At 73.6% G+C, this 16,437-nt stretch carries 14 protein-coding genes; 9 read left to right on the top strand and 5 right to left on the bottom strand.

Going from position 1 to position 16,437, the window contains the following annotated elements; all coding sequences use genetic code 11:
* Positions 1-17: 17 nt before the first annotated feature.
* Positions 18-542 (top strand): hypothetical protein, encoded by a 525-nt coding sequence (locus MET2598_RS42750; protein WP_083784735.1) that lies wholly within the window; start codon positions 18-20, stop codon positions 540-542.
* 67 nt (positions 543-609) lie between these two features.
* On the opposite strand, the gene MET2598_RS36440 is transcribed toward MET2598_RS42750, so the two are convergent.
* Positions 610-879, bottom strand: a complete 270-nt coding sequence (locus MET2598_RS36440; protein WP_018261179.1) for a hypothetical protein — start codon at positions 877-879, stop codon at positions 610-612.
* 213 nt (positions 880-1,092) lie between these two features.
* Here MET2598_RS36440 and MET2598_RS0113455 point away from each other — a divergent pair, with 213 nt between their 5' ends.
* The 5 genes from MET2598_RS0113455 to MET2598_RS0113435 all read left to right on the top strand — a co-directional run bounded on the left by MET2598_RS0113455 (position 1,093) and on the right by MET2598_RS0113435 (position 7,693).
* A complete protein-coding gene (locus tag MET2598_RS0113455) occupies positions 1,093-3,714 on the top strand; it encodes an ATP-binding protein (RefSeq protein WP_018261177.1) in 2,622 nt (873 codons plus the stop codon).
* Positions 3,711-4,103 carry a response regulator gene (locus MET2598_RS0113450; protein ID WP_012335002.1) on the top strand — a complete coding sequence of 131 codons (393 nt, stop codon included), beginning with the start codon at positions 3,711-3,713 and terminating at the stop codon, positions 4,101-4,103. Before MET2598_RS0113455 ends, MET2598_RS0113450 begins: the two co-directional genes overlap by 4 nt.
* Positions 4,100-5,365 (top strand): adenylate/guanylate cyclase domain-containing protein, encoded by a 1,266-nt coding sequence (locus MET2598_RS0113445; RefSeq protein ID WP_012335001.1) that lies wholly within the window; start codon positions 4,100-4,102, stop codon positions 5,363-5,365. The genes MET2598_RS0113450 and MET2598_RS0113445 overlap by 4 nt, the downstream gene beginning before the upstream one ends.
* Before the next feature lie 245 nt (positions 5,366-5,610).
* On the top strand, positions 5,611-6,594 hold the full coding sequence (locus MET2598_RS0113440) for an ABC transporter substrate-binding protein (RefSeq protein WP_012335000.1): 984 nt from the start codon (positions 5,611-5,613) through the stop codon (positions 6,592-6,594).
* 55 nt (positions 6,595-6,649) lie between these two features.
* Positions 6,650-7,693 carry an ABC transporter substrate-binding protein gene (locus MET2598_RS0113435; RefSeq protein WP_157182146.1) on the top strand — a complete coding sequence of 348 codons (1,044 nt, stop codon included), beginning with the start codon at positions 6,650-6,652 and terminating at the stop codon, positions 7,691-7,693.
* A 326-nt stretch (positions 7,694-8,019) separates the two neighbouring features.
* On the opposite strand, the gene MET2598_RS0113425 is transcribed toward MET2598_RS0113435, so the two are convergent.
* From MET2598_RS0113425 to MET2598_RS0113410, 4 genes are all read right to left on the bottom strand, one after another.
* Positions 8,020-9,813, bottom strand: a complete 1,794-nt coding sequence (locus tag MET2598_RS0113425) for a PAS domain-containing protein (RefSeq protein WP_018261174.1) — start codon at positions 9,811-9,813, stop codon at positions 8,020-8,022.
* A 223-nt stretch (positions 9,814-10,036) separates the two neighbouring features.
* The gene (trmB, locus tag MET2598_RS0113420) at positions 10,037-10,738 is read right to left on the bottom strand and encodes a tRNA (guanosine(46)-N7)-methyltransferase TrmB (protein WP_012334998.1); all 702 of its coding nucleotides are present in this window, start codon (positions 10,736-10,738) and stop codon (positions 10,037-10,039) included.
* 51 nt (positions 10,739-10,789) lie between these two features.
* On the bottom strand, positions 10,790-11,968 hold the full coding sequence (gene metK / locus MET2598_RS0113415; RefSeq protein WP_012334997.1) for a methionine adenosyltransferase: 1,179 nt from the start codon (positions 11,966-11,968) through the stop codon (positions 10,790-10,792).
* A 94-nt stretch (positions 11,969-12,062) separates the two neighbouring features.
* Positions 12,063-12,512 (bottom strand): helix-turn-helix domain-containing protein, encoded by a 450-nt coding sequence (locus MET2598_RS0113410; RefSeq protein ID WP_012334996.1) that lies wholly within the window; start codon positions 12,510-12,512, stop codon positions 12,063-12,065.
* Between the two features lie 933 nt (positions 12,513-13,445).
* Here MET2598_RS0113410 and MET2598_RS0113405 point away from each other — a divergent pair.
* The 3 genes from MET2598_RS0113405 to MET2598_RS0113395 all read left to right on the top strand — a co-directional run bounded on the left by MET2598_RS0113405 (position 13,446) and on the right by MET2598_RS0113395 (position 16,375).
* Positions 13,446-14,285, top strand: coding sequence for a hypothetical protein (locus tag MET2598_RS0113405; RefSeq protein ID WP_018261173.1), 840 nt, complete (start codon positions 13,446-13,448; stop codon positions 14,283-14,285).
* Positions 14,286-14,290: 5 nt separating this feature from the next.
* A complete protein-coding gene (locus tag MET2598_RS0113400) occupies positions 14,291-15,829 on the top strand; it encodes a M48 family metalloprotease (protein WP_018261172.1) in 1,539 nt (512 codons plus the stop codon).
* A 117-nt stretch (positions 15,830-15,946) separates the two neighbouring features.
* Positions 15,947-16,375 carry a hypothetical protein gene (locus MET2598_RS0113395; protein WP_012334993.1) on the top strand — a complete coding sequence of 143 codons (429 nt, stop codon included), beginning with the start codon at positions 15,947-15,949 and terminating at the stop codon, positions 16,373-16,375.
* Positions 16,376-16,437: the final 62 nt, after the last annotated feature.

Genomic DNA, 16,437 nt, shown 5'->3' with positions numbered 1-16,437 from the left:
CTGATGAAGGCCTTCACCTGCGGGTCCTTGCAGGTCTCGACGAAGCGGCGCAGGCGGGGATCGTCCTTGCGGTCCTCGCGGGCGACGAAGCGCAGCACGAACTGGTCGTCCGCCGCCCGGTCAACGAGGAGGGCGGTGTTCGGGTCGCCCCCCGCCGCGAGCGGGCAGGTGAGGTTGACCATCGCCGGCGCGACGTCGTGCGCTGCGCCGGCTGCCACGGCGCGGCGGGGGAAGGCGGGGCGGCGGACCGGCTCGTGGGCGGGCGGGGCACGCTGGCGGGCGCCGAGCCGGTGCGGACCATCGGCAGCTTCTGGCCCTACGCCACGACCCTGTTCGACTGCGTGCGCCGGGCGATGCCCTTCGACGCGCCGCAATCCCTCTCGGACCCCGAGGTCTACGCCGTCTCGGCCTGCCTCCTGCACCGCAACGGCATCCTGCCCGGGGACGCGGTCCTCGACGCGCAGAGCCTGCCCCGCGTGGCCAACCCGAACCGCGACGGCTTCGTGCCCGACGCGCGGCCTGACGTGCCGGCGGGCCGTTAGCGGCAGCGCGATGCGGCCCGCTCGATCCGGCCGATGCATCCGCGCGCGGTCCCGCGGACCGCCTCGCTCATCGGTCCGATGCCCGGCCCTCGGCCTCCAGGCGATGGATCACGTCGAGGATTGCCCGTCGATGGTGCTGCCATTCGGCCAGCGTGGCGCCCAGCATCTCCAAAAGCTGCTCTGCCTGGGCGGTGTCGTGCCCCTCTGCCCGAAGCCGCCTGATCCTGAGATCTTGTTCGGCGACGCGTCGCTCACCCGCCACGATGTCCTGCTCGGCCTTGACGAGGCCCGCCTTCTCGCGGGCGATGCGTGCGTCTCGTTCGGCAGGCGCATCCATGCCGAACAACCTGTGCCAATTCAGCCGGGTTCCTCCCCCGGCGGATCTCACGGTTATGGGCCCCGCGGGCGTCGACCGTGATCCGAGCGAGGAGGGGGAGGACGCGCCCGGCGCGCCGGCCGCGCGGTCGCCTCCGGACCCGCGGGCGCACCGCTGACGGCGCGCGCCCGCCATGGCATAGTTCCGGCCTCGGCCGAAGCCTGAGCGAGGCGAATGCATGATCTGGGGCCCGCGGCGCCCGCCGGCCGGAATCCGGCCACGACCGTGAGGGTCGCCGCGCCCGAGGCGCAGGCCGGACCCCTCCCGGCGGGCGCCCGCGCCGGGCGTCGCCGGCGCATCCCGCTCTCGGCCAAGCTCGCCGTGGCGCTGGTCGGCCTCGTGACGGTGGTGCTCGTCGTCAACGGCGCCGTGAACCTGCTGCTGAACTACGACGAGGCGAAGCGGACCGCGATCCGGGTGCAGCAGGAGAAGGCCCACGCCGCCGCCGCGCAGGTCGACGCCTTCATCGCCGAGATCGAGAACCAGATCGGCTGGACCACCCGGGCGGAGTGGCGCCGCATCCCGGTCGAGCAGCAGCGCTACGACTTCATCCGCCTGCTGCGGCAGGCGCCCGCCATCACCGAAGTGTCCTACATCGACGCGGCGGGGCGCGAGCAGCTCAAGGTCTCCCGCCTCGAACCCGACGCGGTCGGGAGCGGGCGCGACCTCTCGCAGGACGCGCGCTTCCTGCGCGCCATCGGCGACAAGGTCTGGCTCGGCCCGGTCACCTTCCGGCGGGGGTCCGAGCCCTACATGACGATCGCCATCGCGCATGCGGGCAGGAATCCGGGAGTCACCGCCGCGGAGGTGAACCTCAAGCTGATCTGGGACGTCATCGCGGCCATCCACGTCGGCGAGAAGGGCCACGCCTTCGTGGTGACCCAGCAGGGCCGCCTGATCGCGCATCCCGACCTCACCCTCGTGCTGCGCGACACCGACCTGTCGCAGACGCCGCAGGTGCGCCGGGCCCTCGACGGCGCGGCGGCGGCCCCCGAGATCACCCGCGACCTCGGCGAGCGCTCGGTGCTCACCGCCCACGCGCCGATCCGGCGCATCGGCTGGATCGTGTTCGTCCAGTCGCCCCTCGCCGAGGCCATGGCCCCGGTCTTCACCTCGCTCTACCAGACCCTCGGCCTCCTCGGCCTCGGCCTCCTGCTCGCCAGCATCGCCGGAACGCTGCTCGCCCGCCGCATGGTGGTGCCGATCCGCCGCCTGCAGGAGGGGGCGGAGCGCCTCGGGGGCGGGGACCTCTCCGAGCGCATCGCCATCCGCACCGGGGACGAGATCGAGACCCTGGCGGACCGCTTCAACCTGATGGCCGTCCGCATCCAGGATTCCTACGAGACCCTGGAGGCCAAGGTCGCGGAGCGCACCCGCACCCTCGACGAGGCGCTGCGCCAGCAGACCGCCACCGCCGAGGTGTTGAAGGTGATCAGCCGCTCGGCCTTCGACCTCGACGCCGTGCTCGCCACCCTGGCCCGCTCGGCCGCCGAATTGTGCGGCGTTCCCAGCGGACTCGTGGTCCTGCGCGAGGGCGACGCCTACCGGATCAGGGCCGGCGTGGGCCTCGCGTCCGACGGCCCGGCGCGGTGCGACTGCCCCGAGAGCGGCGGGATTCCGTGCGGCAGGGGAGCCCTCTGCGGGGAGATCCCGGCCGGGACGGCCCTCGCCGCGATGGTCGCCCGGGTCGCGGGGTCGGGCCGCGTGGAGCAGGACGAGGAGCCGGCCGGACCGGACGGGGGAGGCCGGGCCTGGCTCGGCGTGCCGCTCCTGCGCGACGGCCCCGTCGAGGGCGTCTTCGTCCTGGCGCGGGAGGGGCCGGGCGCCTTCCCGCCCCGGCAGGTCGAGCTGGTGCAGACCTTCGCGGACCAGGCGGTGATCGCGATCGAGAACGCGCGGCTGTTCGCGGCCCTGCAGGAGCGGACGCGGGACCTTTCGTGCTCCCTGGAGGAGCTGCGCGCGGCCCAGGACCGCCTCATCCAGTCGGAGAAGCTCGCCTCGCTGGGCCAGCTCACCGCCGGCATCGCCCACGAGATCAAGAACCCGCTCAACTTCGTCAACAATTTCGCGGCCCTGTCGGCCGAGCTGGTGGACGAGCTGCGGCAGGCGCTGGCCGGCGCGCCCCTCGCCGATTCCGTGCGGGGCGAGGTCGACGAACTCGCCGGCCTCCTCAAGGGCAACCTCGCCAAGGTCGTGCAGCACGGGCGGCGCGCCGATTCGATCGTCAAGAACATGCTGCTGCACTCGCGCGAGGGGACGGGCGAGCGGCGCGAGGCCGACCTCAACGCCCTGGTGGAGGAGAGCCTCAACCTCGCCTATCACGGCGCAAGGGCGGAGAAGCCCGGCTTCAACGTGACCCTGGAGCGCCGCCTCGACCCCGCCGCCGGGACGGCCCTACTCTACCCCCAGGAGATGACCCGCGTCCTTCTGAACCTGATCACCAACGGCTTCTACGCCCTGCGCCAGCGCGGGAGCGAGACCCCCGGCTTCGCCCCGACCCTGGTTGCCGCCACCCGGGACCTCGGGGATAAGGTCGAGATCAGGATCCGCGACAACGGCACGGGCATCCCGGACACCGTCAGGGCGAAGATGTTCACCCCCTTCTTCACGACCAAGCCGGCCGGGGAGGGCACGGGACTCGGCCTGTCGCTGAGCTACGACATCGTGGTGAAGCAGCACGGCGGCACGATCGAGGTCGCGACCGAGCCGGGCGCCTTCACCGAGTTCACGATCACGCTGCCGCGCGCCGGCGCCGCGGCGCCTCCGGGGAGGGGACCATCGGGGAGGGGGCCATGAGCGTGCTGATCCTGGTCGTCGACGACGAGCCGGACGTGGCGGAGCTGTTCCGGCAGCAGTTCCGCCGCGACTTGCGCGCGGGCCGCTTCACCCTCGCCTTCGCGCAATCGGCCGAGGAGGCGCTGGCCCGCATCGCCGCGCCGGGCGACGCCACGCTGATCCTCGTGCTCTCGGACATCAACATGCCGGGCACGACCGGCCTCGACCTCCTGCCGCTGGTCAAGCAGGCCTGCCCCGCGGTGCCGGTGATCATGATCACCGCCTACGGCGACGCCCAGACCCGCCGGGTCGCGCAGGAGCGCGGGGCCGAGACCGTGCTGGTCAAGCCGATCGACTTCGCGGCCCTGCGGCAGGAGATCGACCGCCGCCTGGCCGGTACCGCCGCATGAGCGCCGCGCCCGCCAAGATCCTCGTCGTGGACGACGAGCCGGACCTGGAGGCGCTGATCCTCCAGACCTTCCGCCGCCGGATCCGGGAGGGCACCGTCCGCTTCCTGTTCGCCCGCGACGGCGTCGAGGCGCTCGACCTCCTGACCGAGCACCGGGACGTCGACCTCGTCGTCTCGGACATCAACATGCCGCGGATGGACGGCCTCTCGCTCCTCGCCAAGCTGCAGGAGGCGGACGAGAAGCTCTCGACCGTGATCGTCTCGGCCTACGGGGACATGGCGAACATCCGGGTCGCGATGAACCGCGGCGCCTTCGACTTCCTGACCAAGCCGATCGACTTCGCCGACTTCGAGACCACCGTCGACCGGACGGTGCTGCATGTCAGGGCCCTGCGGGAGGCGCGCCGCCGCCAGGCCGAGGCGGAGCGCGCCCACGCGACGCTGTCGCGCTACTTCTCGCCCAACCTCGCCGAGCGCTTGGCGGCCGACGCCTCCTCCCTGGCGGCCGGAGGGCACCGGCGCGACGTCGCCTCGCTGTTCACGGACGTCGCCGGCTTCACCACGCTGGTGGAGAGCCTCGACCCGGCGCTGATGGCCGAGCTGCTGAACGGCTACCTCGCCACGATGACCGGCCTCGTCTTCCGGTACGAGGGCACCGTCGCCAAGATCGTGGGCGACGCGATCCACGTGCTGTTCGGCGCCCCCGGCGAGCAGCCGGACCATGCCAGCCGGGCGGTGGCCTGCGCGCTCGCCCTCGACGAGGCCGCCCAGGCCCTGCGCGCCGCCTGGGCGGAGCGGGGCGTCAGCCTCGGCGCGACGCGCATCGGCGTCCATGCCGGGCCGGCGATCGTCGGCAATTTCGGCGGCGACCGCTTCTTCGACTACACGGCCTACGGCGACACGATCAACATCGCGGCGCGGCTGGAGGCCGCCAACAAGGTGCTCGGCACGCGGATCTGCGTGAGCGCCGCCGTAGCGGAGCGGGCGGAGGCGTTTCGCGGGCGGCCGATCGGCGACCTGCTCTTGCGCGGCAAGTCGGCCCCGCTGCGGGCCTACGAGCCGCTGAGCGAGGCCGCATACGCCGATCCGGCCACCGCCCGCTACGCGCAGGCCTTCGCGAAGCTCGCCGCCCAGGATCCCTGCGCCACGCAGGCCTTCGCGGCGCTGATCGGGCAGCGCCCCGACGACCGGCTCGCGAGCTTCCATCTCAGGCGCCTCCTCAACGGCGAGACCGGCACCCGCATCGACCTCGGCGGCGCCTGAGCGGCTTCGCCGGGCGCCGTTCCGCTCCGGATATTGCGCCCGCATCCTTCCTGCCGCCCGCCCGGCGGCCCTCTCGGCGGACGATGCCGCGCCCTTCGGGCGCGCCGCGGCGCAGCATCCCTCGCGACGCCGCGCCGAGTTGCGGCCGCCCCTGCGCCGGGACATCTTGTGAAAGCTTCGGCACGACAGAATTCTGCGGGACCGCGACTGGTCTCGTCGGATCGGGCCGGCAAGGGAGAGGGGACATGGATCGGCGTCGATTTCTGTCCGGCCTCGGCCTCGCCCTGGTGCGACCGCGCGGGGCCGCGGCGCAGCCGGCCCCGCTCCCCGCCCTGGGCCTCCTGTGCAGCGAATCGCCGGAGCTTTGGACCTCGCGCGTCGACGCCTTCCGGGCCGGGCTCGCGGAGGCCGGATACGTCGAGGGCCGCGACGTGCGGTTCAGCTACCGCTGGGCGCGGGGGCGGAACGACCGCCTCGACGGGATGGCCGAGGATCTCGTGCGCGAGGGCGTCGCCGTCATCGTGGTCCTCGGCAACACGACCTCGGCGCTCGCCGCCAAGCGCGCGACGGAGCGGATCCCGATCGTCGTGCGGATGGCGGTCGACCCTGCGAGCATCGGGCTCGTCCAGAGCACGAGCCGGCCCGGCGGCAACCTGACCGGCTGGACCACCCTCGGCGCCCAGATCGGGCCGAAGCAGCTCGAGCTCCTGCGGGAGCTCATCCCGCCCGGGGTGGTGGTCGCGGTTCTCGTCAACCCGACGAACCCGATCCTGGCCGACCGCCAGGCGAGGGAGGTTCCCGAGGCTGCCCGCGCCCTCGGCTTCGAGCCGCTGGTGGTCACGGCGAGCGGCGACGCCGACATCGCCGCGGCCTTCGCGCGGCTGAGCGGCGCCGGAGCGCGCGGGCTGATCCTCGGCGCGGACACGTTCTTCAACAGCCGCAACGACCTGATCGCCGCGCAGGCGCGCGACGCCGCCGTGGCGGCGATCTCCGCCTACCGCGAATTCGCGCTCGCGGGCGGCCTCATGAGCTACGGCGGCAGCGTCGCCGAGGCGTCGCGCCGGGTCGGCGCCTATGTCGGCCGCATCCTCGGCGGCGAGCAGCCCGGCGACCTGCCCGTGCAGCAGATCAAGAAACTCGACCTCGTGCTCAACCTGAGGACGGCCCAGCACCTCGCCATCAAGATCCCGCTGCCGGTCCTCGCCCGCGCGGACGAGATCCTGGAATGAAGCGCGGCGTCGCCCGGGCGACGGATCCGCATCGTCGATGATCGGGGACACGCCCATGCCGGACCGGACCGCGCCGTATGCCCGGGACCCCGCCCGAGACCCCGCCCCGCCCCTCGCCGGAGGCGTCGCGCGGCGGCACCTGCTCGGGGCCGCCCTCGCGGCCGCCCTTTCCCGCGCCGGCCTCGCCCGAGGCGACGGCGCGCCGGTGCGCATCGGCTGGCTGACCGCGCAGCGCGCCGCCAGCCTCACGCCCTACATCGCCGCCCTGCGCGACGGGTTGGCCGCGGAGGGGCTCGAGGAGGGGCGCAACCTCGCCATCGCGTTCCGCTACGGAGACGACGATCTCGGCCGGGTCCCCGCCCTCGCCGGGGAGCTGGCCGCCGCCAAGGTGGCGGCGCTCCTGGTCCAGGGCGCCGCCGCCCCGATCACCGCCGCGCTGCGCCTGCCGGTCCCGCTCGTCTACGTCGTCAGCGGCGATCCGGTGGCGGCCGGCCTCGCGGAGAGCTACGCGCGCCCGGGCGGCGGCATGACCGGCGTCACCCTGATGGCGGCCGAGTTCAACCGCAAGCGCCTGGACCTGCTGCGCGAGATGATCCCCGGCCTGCGCCACGTGGCGATCATCGGCAACCCGGAGCATCCCGGCGAGCAGCTGGAGCGCGCGGTCTCCCTCGACGCCGGGAGCCGGCTCGGCCTGCGGATCGACTACCACGCCACCGGGACGCCCGAGGACCTCGCCGCGGCGCTGGCGCGCCTGGCCGCCGCGCCGCCGCAGGCGCTGTCCGTCTTCGCGGACGGCTTCACCCTGCAGAATCGCCAGCGCATCATCGAGGCGGCCGCCGGCCTGCGCATCCCGGTGATTTCCGGCTGGCCGAGCTTCGCCGAGAGCGGCGCGGTCTGCACCTACGGGCCGCGCATCGCCGCCTCCTACCGGCGTCTGGCGAGCTACATCGCCCGGATCCTGAAGGGGGCGCGGCCCGGCGACCTTCCGGTCGAGCGCCCGGACGTGTTCGAACTCGTGATCAACCTGAAGGCGGCCCAGGCGCTCGGCCTCACCGTCCCGACCGCGATGCTGGCCCTCGCGGACCGGATCATCGAGTGATCCGCTGTCCGGACGATCACGTCCGGACCGCGGGTGAGAAGACCGCGCGGCCCGTGAGCGGAGCCGACATCCGCATCGCGAAGCGATCAACCGGATCCCGGATCACACGCCTGCGCGGCACCTGAGCGAAGCCCCAATCCGCCATCCCGAAGGGATCAAGCGGATTGGGTATGACACGGCATCCTGGTGATCGGTTCAGCACGGGAACCGGCCAAAGCCGTCGTTGCCTGTCCGATGTCGGCCCTGCCGCACGGCGAAGCCGATCCCGTCGCTCGCGCACCGGACGGCAGGCCCGAGAACCCGGCCGGATCCGGCCGCCGGAACCCTCAGAGCTTGGCCAGGGGATTGAGGGCCACGTTGCGCTTCGGCAGGGGGGCCAGCATGGTCAGGCGCAGGCCGTCCGGCGCGTAGTCGATCGCCACGTTCGCCTGGACCTGGGTCGAGAGCACCCGCTGCAGCAGGCGGGAGCCGAAACCCTGGCGGGTCGGCGGCGCCACCGGCGGCCCGCCCGACTCGCGCCACTCGAAGCGCAGCACGACGCGGTCGTCCTCGGGCTCCAGGGACCAGCGCACCCGCACCCGCCCGGCCCGGCCCGAGAGGGCGCCGTACTTCGCCGCGTTGGTGGTGAGTTCGTGGATCGCCATGCCGATCGGCACCGCGATCTCGGAGGCGAGGTCGACGGCCGGGCCCTCGAGGGTGACCCGCCCGTCCGCCTCCGGCGTCATCGGCCCGTCCGCGTAGGGCGTCAGCTCGTTCTCCAGGAGGCCGCGCAGGGAGGCCGTCTGCCAGACATCTTCGGTCAGGACCGAATGGGTGTGGGCGAGGGACATGATCCGCCCGACGAAGGCCTCGTAGAAGCTCTCGATGCTCGACGCGGTGCGGGCGGTCGAGCCGACGATCGCCTGCACGGTGGCGAGGGTGTTCTTCACCCGGTGGTGGAGTTCGCGGATCAGGAGCGTCTGGCGCTCCTCGGCGAGGCGCCGGTCGGTGATGTCGGCGACGACCCCGATCAGGCGGCGGGGCAGGCCGCCCGGGTTGTCGCGCTCGAAGCGCCCGGCCATCTCGATCGTGCGCCACGTCCCGTCGCTCGCCCGGCGGATGCGCCCGGTGGCGTGCAGCACGCCCTCGCCCTGGAGGGCGTCCGCGACCGCGGCCCGGAACGGCCCCTTGTCCTCCGGGTGCATCACCTCGCGGAAGAACTCGGTCATGCTGATCGTGCCGTCCTGCGGGCGGCGGCCGAAGATCTCCCACATGCGCTCGTTCTCCCAGAGCGCCTGGTCGTCGAGGAGGTGCCACTCGAAGATGCCGAGCGCCGCCACCGAGGTCGCGACCCGCAGCCGCTGCTCGCGGTCGTGCAGGGCGCGCCGGGCCTCCTCGCGGGCGGTGACGTCCTGGACGACGCCGATCATGCCGACGACCGCCCCGTCCGGGCCGAGCTGGGCGCGGCCGCGGACCGAGATCCAGACCTCCTGGCCGTCCGGGGGGCGGCGGTAGCGCAGGTCGACCGCGTAGGCCCGGCCGAGGGGCGCGGCCTCCTGCACGAGGGCGCGGGCGCGCTCCAGGTCGTCCCGGTGCAGCCGCGGCTCCAGGGTCTCCGCGGCGACGGAGGGCCCCGGGGCGAGGCCCAGGATCTCCGCGGCCCGCTCCGAGAGGGTGATCTGGCCGCTGGCCCGGCTCCAGCTCCAGTCGCCGAGCCCCGAGAAGGCCAGGGCGAGGCGGGTCTGCTCGGCGCGGGCGGCGGCGCCGTGATCCTCCGCCGGCTCGACGGTCAGCACCCGCTGCCCGTCCCGCGACGGGCCGGCCCGCACCGTCACCCAGACGGTGCTGCCGTCGCCGCGCCGCCAGCACTGCTCGATCCCGGCCCCCGACACGGGATCGGCCGGGGCGCCGGCGGCATCGACGAGGTCGGCGAGGCGGCGGCCGAGCAAATCCTCCGGCGCGGCGGCGAGCAGGGCGCAGAGCCGGGCATTGGCCGCGACGAGGCGATCGTCCGGGCCGGACAGGCAGGCGATCCCGACGGGGGCCGCCTCGAAGGCGAACCGCAGGAGCGCGTCGCCGGTGTGGCCCGGGGCCGGCGCGTCCCCCGGCCGGTCGGGCTGCTGGTCAGGCCTGTGGTCCAAGGCGCGCCCCACTGGTCTCACGCCGGGTCCGGCCGGCCCCGCCGGGTCCCCCGGCCGTCTGGAGAGGCGATCCACGCGCTCCTCGCACACCCGCGTCCGGTCGGCCCACCCGCGGGCCGCGTCGTCTCCCCGCCGCACCGCCCCGGTCGCGAGGCTTGGGCGGCGCGGATGATGACCGGCATGGCCGGCAGCCACAAGCTCCCTCGCGGAACCGCCGCCCGCGTCAGACCCGCGCGAAGCTGAGATAGGTCGGCCGGCGGCCCTGGGCGACGGCCTTCGCCTCGTAGCGGGTGCCCGGCCAGTCGGGCCAGGGCCGCGTCCACTCGTCGGCCCGCGCGGCGGTCCAGCGCAGGAAGGGGCTGCGGGCGGCGCGCACCAGGGTCCAGCCGGCGTAGTCGTCGATGTCGCTGGCGAAGCGGAAGACGCCGCCGGGGCGCAGCACCCGGGCGATCTCCGCGAGGCTCTCGTCGGAGACGAAGCGGCGCTTGCGCTGGCGGCGCTTGGGCCAGGGATCGGGATAGAGCAGGAAGAGCCGCTCCACGCAGGCGGCGGGCAGCCGCGGCAGCAGCTCCATGGCGTCGCGGTCCCAGAGCCGGACATTGGCGAGGCCGTCGTCGTCGACGGCGCGCAGGAGCTTGGCGACGCCGTTCACGAAGGGCTCGCAGCCGATGAAGCCGGTCTCCGGATGGGCGCGGGCCTGGGCGGCGAGGTGCTCCCCGCCGCCGAAACCGATCTCCAGCCACAGGGAGGCGACCGGGTGCGGGAACAGGCCGGCCGGGTCGATCGGTCCCTCGGCGGGCAGGCGCAGGCGGGGCAGGAGCGCGGCGATGCGCTCCTCCTGCCCCGCGCGCAGGCGCTTGCCCTTGCGGCGGCCGTAGAAGGCGCGGCCCCGCTCGGGGGCCGCCTCGGTCTCGTCGTCGGTCATCGAACTCTGGCGCTGCGGTGCGGAGCCGCCCCGTAGCACCGGAGGCGCGGCTCAGGCCAGGGCCGACTTCAGGGTCGCCACGAGGTCGGTCTTCTCCCAGGAGAAGCCGCCATCCCGGTCGGGCTCGCGGCCGAAATGGCCGTAGGCCGAGGTGCGGGCGTAGATCGGCTTGTTGAGGCCGAGATGCGTGCGGATGCCGCGCGGCGACAGGTCGAGGATCTCGCCCAGCACCTTCTCCAGCTTCGCCTCCTCGACGCGGCCCGTGCCGTGCAGGTCGACGTAGATCGACAGCGGCTTGGCGACGCCGATCGCGTAGGCGAGCTGGATCGTGGCGCGCCGCGACAGGCCCGCCGCCACCACGTTCTTGGCGAGGTAGCGCGCCGCGTAGGCGGCCGAGCGGTCGACCTTCGTCGGGTCCTTGCCCGAGAAGGCGCCGCCGCCGTGGGGCGCCGCGCCGCCATAGGTGTCGACGATGATCTTGCGCCCGGTCAGGCCGCAATCGCCGTCCGGGCCGCCGATCACGAACTTGCCGGTCGGGTTGACGTGCCAGACGGTCCGGTCGGTGACCCAGGAGCCGGGCAGCGCCGCGCGGATGTAGGGCTCGACGATGGCGCGCACGCCCTGCGAGTCGAGGCTCTCGTCGAGGTGCTGGGTCGAGAGCACGATCTGGGTCGCCTCGACGGGGCGCCCGCCCTCGTAGCGGACCGTGACCTGGCTCTTGGCGTCGGGGCCGAGCTTGGCGGCCTCGCCGACCCGGCCCTTGCGGGCATCCGCGAGGTCCTTGAGGATCTTGTGGGCGTAGTAGATCGGTGCCGGCATCAGGGCGGGCGTCTCGTCGGTCGCGTAGCCGAACATGATGCCCTGGTCGCCCGCGCCCTCGTCCTTGTTGCCGGACGCGTCGACGCCCTGGGCGATGTCGGCGGATTGCGCGTGCAGGTAGATGGCGACGTCGGCGTTCTTCCAGTGGAAGCCGTCCTGCTCGTAGCCGATATCCTTCACGGCGGCGCGGGTGAGCTCCTCCAGGCGCGCGAAGGTGACCGAATCGGGCCCGCGCACCTCGCCCGCGATGACGATGCGGTTCGTGGTGGCGAGCGTCTCGACGCCCAGGCGCGCCTCCGGCATCTCGGCCAGGTAGGCGTCCACGACGGTGTCGGAGATGCGGTCGCAGACCTTGTCCGGGTGGCCCTCGGAGACCGACTCGCTCGTGAACAGGTAATCGGAACGTGCCATTGCTGAATAAACCCCCTGTCAGGCCGGGCGTGTCCGTCCGATCGTCTGCCCGACGCCTCCGGTTGGGGCGTTGTGGCAGCCGACAAACAGGAGGTCAACCCGACGAACCGGAGTTGTTCTCTATACCGAACGGGGCCGTGGTGTCGAGGGCGCGGTCGAGGGCCCTGACCACGGCGGCGAGGCGCCGGCGATCGTCGGTGAGGAGGTGCGCATCGGCCGCGCGGGCGACGGCCCCGGCGAAACCCGTCCAGGATTCCGCTCCGGCGAGCGGCGGCTGGGGGCGCTCCCGCAGGCCCGGCCCCGTCCCCTCGTCCCGCGGCATTCCCTCGAAGAAGTACCCGATCGGTACGTCGAACAGGCGGCCGACCGCGTCGAGGTCGGCGGCGCTCATCCGGTTGGCGCCCTTCTCGTACTTGCCGAACTGCGACGCCGAGATGCCGAGGCGCCCGGCCACCACGTCGCGGGGGATCTTCGCCTTCAGGCGCAGCTGCTCGATGCGCTGGCCGATATGCGCGTCGCGCGCGTCAGCGGGTTTGCCAGCCATGGGGGCTCGCCGTAGGGGGGCGCGGGCGGCGCCGTCGCGGAGGATGTCCGGATTGTTGATTCCCGATGGTTGACGAAAGGTAAACGCTCGGCGGTGGAACCGGTGCGGGGCGGGAGAGGCCGACGTTTATCCGGTGCCGACAGGCCGACCATCTTTCGATCCGGCACCACCACTTCGCGACGATACAAGAGTGTTTCGAGGCCGCGAGCCTTCATCGGCTTGTTCTTTATCGAATATCTGGCTGAAAGAACGGGCTTGCATCGTCTTGTTCGCCGCCTCGGCGGAGAAAAGAGCAAGGTGCCAAACGCGATATGCGATCGTTTGCTGACAATACGGTCGGTAAAACACTCGGACGGCGCCGCCATGGCTGCGCTGAATCGATCAACATCACGGCTCTTGGCCTCCCCTGGACAGAGGGGTCGGCCGATTGATCCTCAGCCTCCGAGGCTCCTCCTGGCGATCGGCCTCCATGCGGACGTGAGGGTCCCGCCCGAAGACCGCGTCCCCGTCGATCTCGGTGCCGGCGGCGAAGCGGGACCATGACGGCCCGCCGCATCGGGGATGATGTGGATGCAACGATCCGGTGCCGTGCTGCGCGGCGGCGTCGGCCCGCAGCGCAACGGCGTGGCGTCCCCGGCAGGGCTCGAACCTGCGACCCCAGGTTTCATCCCACTTCGGCTTTCGCCGCCGCCTTCCGGCGTTCGTGGGCTGGACTATCCCTTCACCGTAGGCCCGAGAGCCCTTAGGTGCCGCCCGTCTAGTCTCTACACCTTCCCGGCCGGTGGGCCGGGCTTGGCTCGGGATCGGCGTGATCCGGGATCGACGCTTTCCCCGACTTTGAGCGGATCCGCCGCGCGGTTTCCCGGCGCGACGCCCAATTGCGGTTTAGGAAACCTGTGCTCTGTCCAGCTGAGCTACGGAGACCCACGGCGCGTGCATAGCATCTCGGAGGCACGCCGCCAACCGGGAGGCGAGGGAAGGCGGGCCGGCCTCGCCGCGATCCTCATCCTCGCCCTCGGCGCCCCGCAGGCCGGCGCCCGGCCCGCCGCGGAGGAAACCTGCGGGGGCCGGGTCGCCCGGGAGGACAGGCTCGCGGGCGTGGCGCCGAGCGGCGAGCTGCGCCTCGCCTCGGGGCGGACGGCGCGGCTCGACGGGGTGCGGCTCCCGGCGGATCCGAGCCTCGCGGCGGCCGCCCGGGCCTGGCTCGATGCCCGCAAGGGGCAGCGCCTCGCGACCCGGGAGGACCCGGCGCCGGACCGCTGGGAGCGGGTCGCGCTCGACGCGGTGGCGGAGGAGCCGGGCGGGGACCCCGTCGACCTCGCGGGCGGACTCCTGGCCGCGGGGCTCGCGCTGGTCGATGCCGGCGAATCGGATAGGCTCTGCCGGCCGGGACTGCTCGCCGTCGAGGCGGCGGCCCGGCAGGCCCGGCGCGGCCTCTGGGCCGGCGACCTCCCGCTGCGGGCGGAGGACGCCGCCGTCCTGGCGGCCCGGGTCGGGCAGTTCGTTGTTGCGGAGGGCCGGGTGCGCAGCGTGGGCGAGCGGCGCTCCCGCACCTATCTCAACTTCGCCCCTTTCGGAGAGGAAGGTCTGACGGTCACGGTGACGAAACGCACTTGGCGGACCCTGCTCGAACGTGGTTTGACGGCGGCCGCGCTTCGGGGGCGGCGCGCGCGGGCTCGCGGCGTCGTCGAGCTCTGGCGCGGCCCGACCCTCGACATCGGCGCGGCGGAGATGATCGAGATGCTGGACGAGGAGCGGGCGCAGCGCCGTTGATCGCAATGGACGGGCTCATCAGGCGCAACACGATCGAGGCGGCGCTCCGCGCCGCGGGGGCGCTCCGCGCCGCGGGAGCGCTCGGCGCCACGATGGCGCGCGCCGCGGCGCGAGGCGGCGTCGCGGCGCTCGTCCTCGCGGCGGCCTCCTGCGCGGGCGACCAGACCGGAACCCTCACCCCCGTCTCCGTGACGGTGCCGCCCGAGGCGCCGCGCGCCACCGGCGGGCGCGAGCGCGGCGGGACGGATGCGGACCACGCCAAGCTCGTCGCCTCCTTCGGCGGCGAGTACCGGGCGCCCGCCGCCCTGCGGCTGGTCAGCGAGGTCACCGACCGGCTCGTCAAGGCGACCGAGCGCCCGGACGAGACCTACGCGGTCACGCTGCTCGATTCCCCCGCCATCAACGCCTTCGCGCTCCCGAACGGCCGGCTCTACGTGACGCGCGGGCTGCTCGCCCTCGCCAACGATTCCTCCGAACTCGCCGCCGTGCTGGCGCACGAAATCGCCCATGTCACCCTCCGGCACGCCAATGCCCGCACCGAGATGGCTCTGCGCTCGGAACTGGTGAGCAAGGTCGTGGCCGACGTGCTCAAGGACCCGGCCACCGGCGCCCTCCTGCAGGACCAGTCCCGCTTCGTGCTCGCCAAGTTCTCGCGCGCCCAGGAATTCGAGGCGGACCAGACCGGCGTGCGCACGCTGTCGCGGGCCGGCTACGACCCGTTCGGGGCGGCGCGCTTCCTCACCAGCCTCAACCGGGCCACGGCGCTGCGGGCCGGCAGCGGCATCCCGACCGAGCCCGACCTCCTCGCCACCCATCCGAGCACCCCCGAGCGCATCACCCAGGTGACGCAGGCCGCCCGGCGCATCGGCGCCCCCGGGCTCGGGGCGGAGGAGCGCAACCTCTACCTCGCCTCGATCGACGGCATCGCGTACGGCGACAATCCGGGGGACGGGCTGGTGCGCGGGCGCCGCTTCGTGCATCCGCGCCTCGGCGTCACCTTCGAGGCGCCGGACGGCTTCGCCCTGGAGAACACCGCCCGGGCCGTGCTCGGCACCACTCCGGAGGGCCATCGCCGCCTGCTCTTCGACGCCGTCGAGACCCATGCGAGCCAGGGGCTGGAGGAGGTGCTGCGGGCGACCTGGACCGACGCGATCGAGGCCGGTAGCGTCGAGAACCGCATGATCAACGGCTTCCCGGCCGTGACGGCGGCCTCGAAGGGCAAGGACTGGTTCTTCCGCCTCGCCGCGATCCGGGTCGGGACCAACACCTTCCGGATGATCATGGCCGCCAAGGGCGCGACCGACCCGCGCGACGGGTTCGAGCGCTGGCTCGCGAGCGTCGCGGCGGTGGGTCCCGAGGAGGCGCGGCGCCTGCGGCCGGCGCGGATCCAGGTCGTGGCCGCCGCGGCCGGCGACACCGCCGAGGCCCTGGCGCGGCGCATGGCGACGGGCGACCGCCCCCTCGACTATTTCCTGGTCATCAACGGCCTGGAGCGGGGCGCGGCCCTGCGGTCCGGGCAGTCCTACAAGCTGATCGTCGAGTAGGGCCCGGTTCCGGGGGCGTGATGCCGCACGCCCTTCTCGGGGTGGGACGGCCCGCGCTATCTGCTGCGGGCCGAGAAGCGGACCCGCGAGTCCGCCCGGCCGAACCGGAGGAACCCGATGCCCATCCGCCCCGCGCCGGCGCTCGCCGCCGTGCTCGCCCTGTGCAGTGCCGCCGCCGCCCAGCCGATCCGCAACGCGCCGCCGCCGCGGGCGCTCGAGACCGCGGCCTACGTCTTCGCGGCGGCCAATGTCTGCGGCTACCGGATCGGGGTCGAGCCCTTCGAGACCCTGCTCGGCCGCTACAACGTCACGGTCGAGGACGTGCGCCCGCCGCGCGGCCCCTTCGGGGCGAAGGTCCAGGCGATGTTCACCCTGATGTCCAACCAGATGATGGCGAACCGGGAGGAGGCCTGCCGGATCGTCGCCACCGAGTTCGGGCCGGAGGGCAACGTCGCCAAGGGGATCCTGCTGCCGGCGGCCGCGCAGGCGCCCGGGGACGGCGCCCCGGCGGCCCCCGCCGAGGGCGCGCCCAGGATCGTGCAGTAGCGCCCGGCCGCCGCCCTTCGGCCCGGCCCCTCGGGGGCCGGGTGCGCGGCCCCTCAGCGGGG

This window comes from Methylobacterium sp. WSM2598 (genome assembly GCF_000379105.1).
Taxonomy (GTDB): Bacteria; Pseudomonadota; Alphaproteobacteria; order Rhizobiales; family Beijerinckiaceae; genus Methylobacterium.
Note: the sequence above shows the minus strand (reverse complement) of the source record. Positions and strands in the feature narration are given on the sequence as shown.

Coding starts and splice junctions, on each gene's coding strand:
- MET2598_RS0113400 (WP_018261172.1), top strand. CDS start 14,291: ATGGACGGGCTCATCAGGCGCAACACGATCGAGGCGGCGCTCCGCGCC.
- MET2598_RS0113450 (WP_012335002.1), top strand. CDS start 3,711: ATGAGCGTGCTGATCCTGGTCGTCGACGACGAGCCGGACGTGGCGGAG.
- metK (WP_012334997.1), bottom strand. CDS start 11,968: ATGGCACGTTCCGATTACCTGTTCACGAGCGAGTCGGTCTCCGAGGGC.
- MET2598_RS0113410 (WP_012334996.1), bottom strand. CDS start 12,512: ATGGCTGGCAAACCCGCTGACGCGCGCGACGCGCATATCGGCCAGCGC.
- MET2598_RS0113445 (WP_012335001.1), top strand. CDS start 4,100: ATGAGCGCCGCGCCCGCCAAGATCCTCGTCGTGGACGACGAGCCGGAC.
- MET2598_RS0113440 (WP_012335000.1), top strand. CDS start 5,611: ATGGATCGGCGTCGATTTCTGTCCGGCCTCGGCCTCGCCCTGGTGCGA.
- MET2598_RS0113435 (WP_157182146.1), top strand. CDS start 6,650: ATGCCGGACCGGACCGCGCCGTATGCCCGGGACCCCGCCCGAGACCCC.
- MET2598_RS0113455 (WP_018261177.1), top strand. CDS start 1,093: ATGCATGATCTGGGGCCCGCGGCGCCCGCCGGCCGGAATCCGGCCACG.
- trmB (WP_012334998.1), bottom strand. CDS start 10,738: ATGACCGACGACGAGACCGAGGCGGCCCCCGAGCGGGGCCGCGCCTTC.
- MET2598_RS0113395 (WP_012334993.1), top strand. CDS start 15,947: ATGCCCATCCGCCCCGCGCCGGCGCTCGCCGCCGTGCTCGCCCTGTGC.
- MET2598_RS36440 (WP_018261179.1), bottom strand. CDS start 879: ATGGATGCGCCTGCCGAACGAGACGCACGCATCGCCCGCGAGAAGGCG.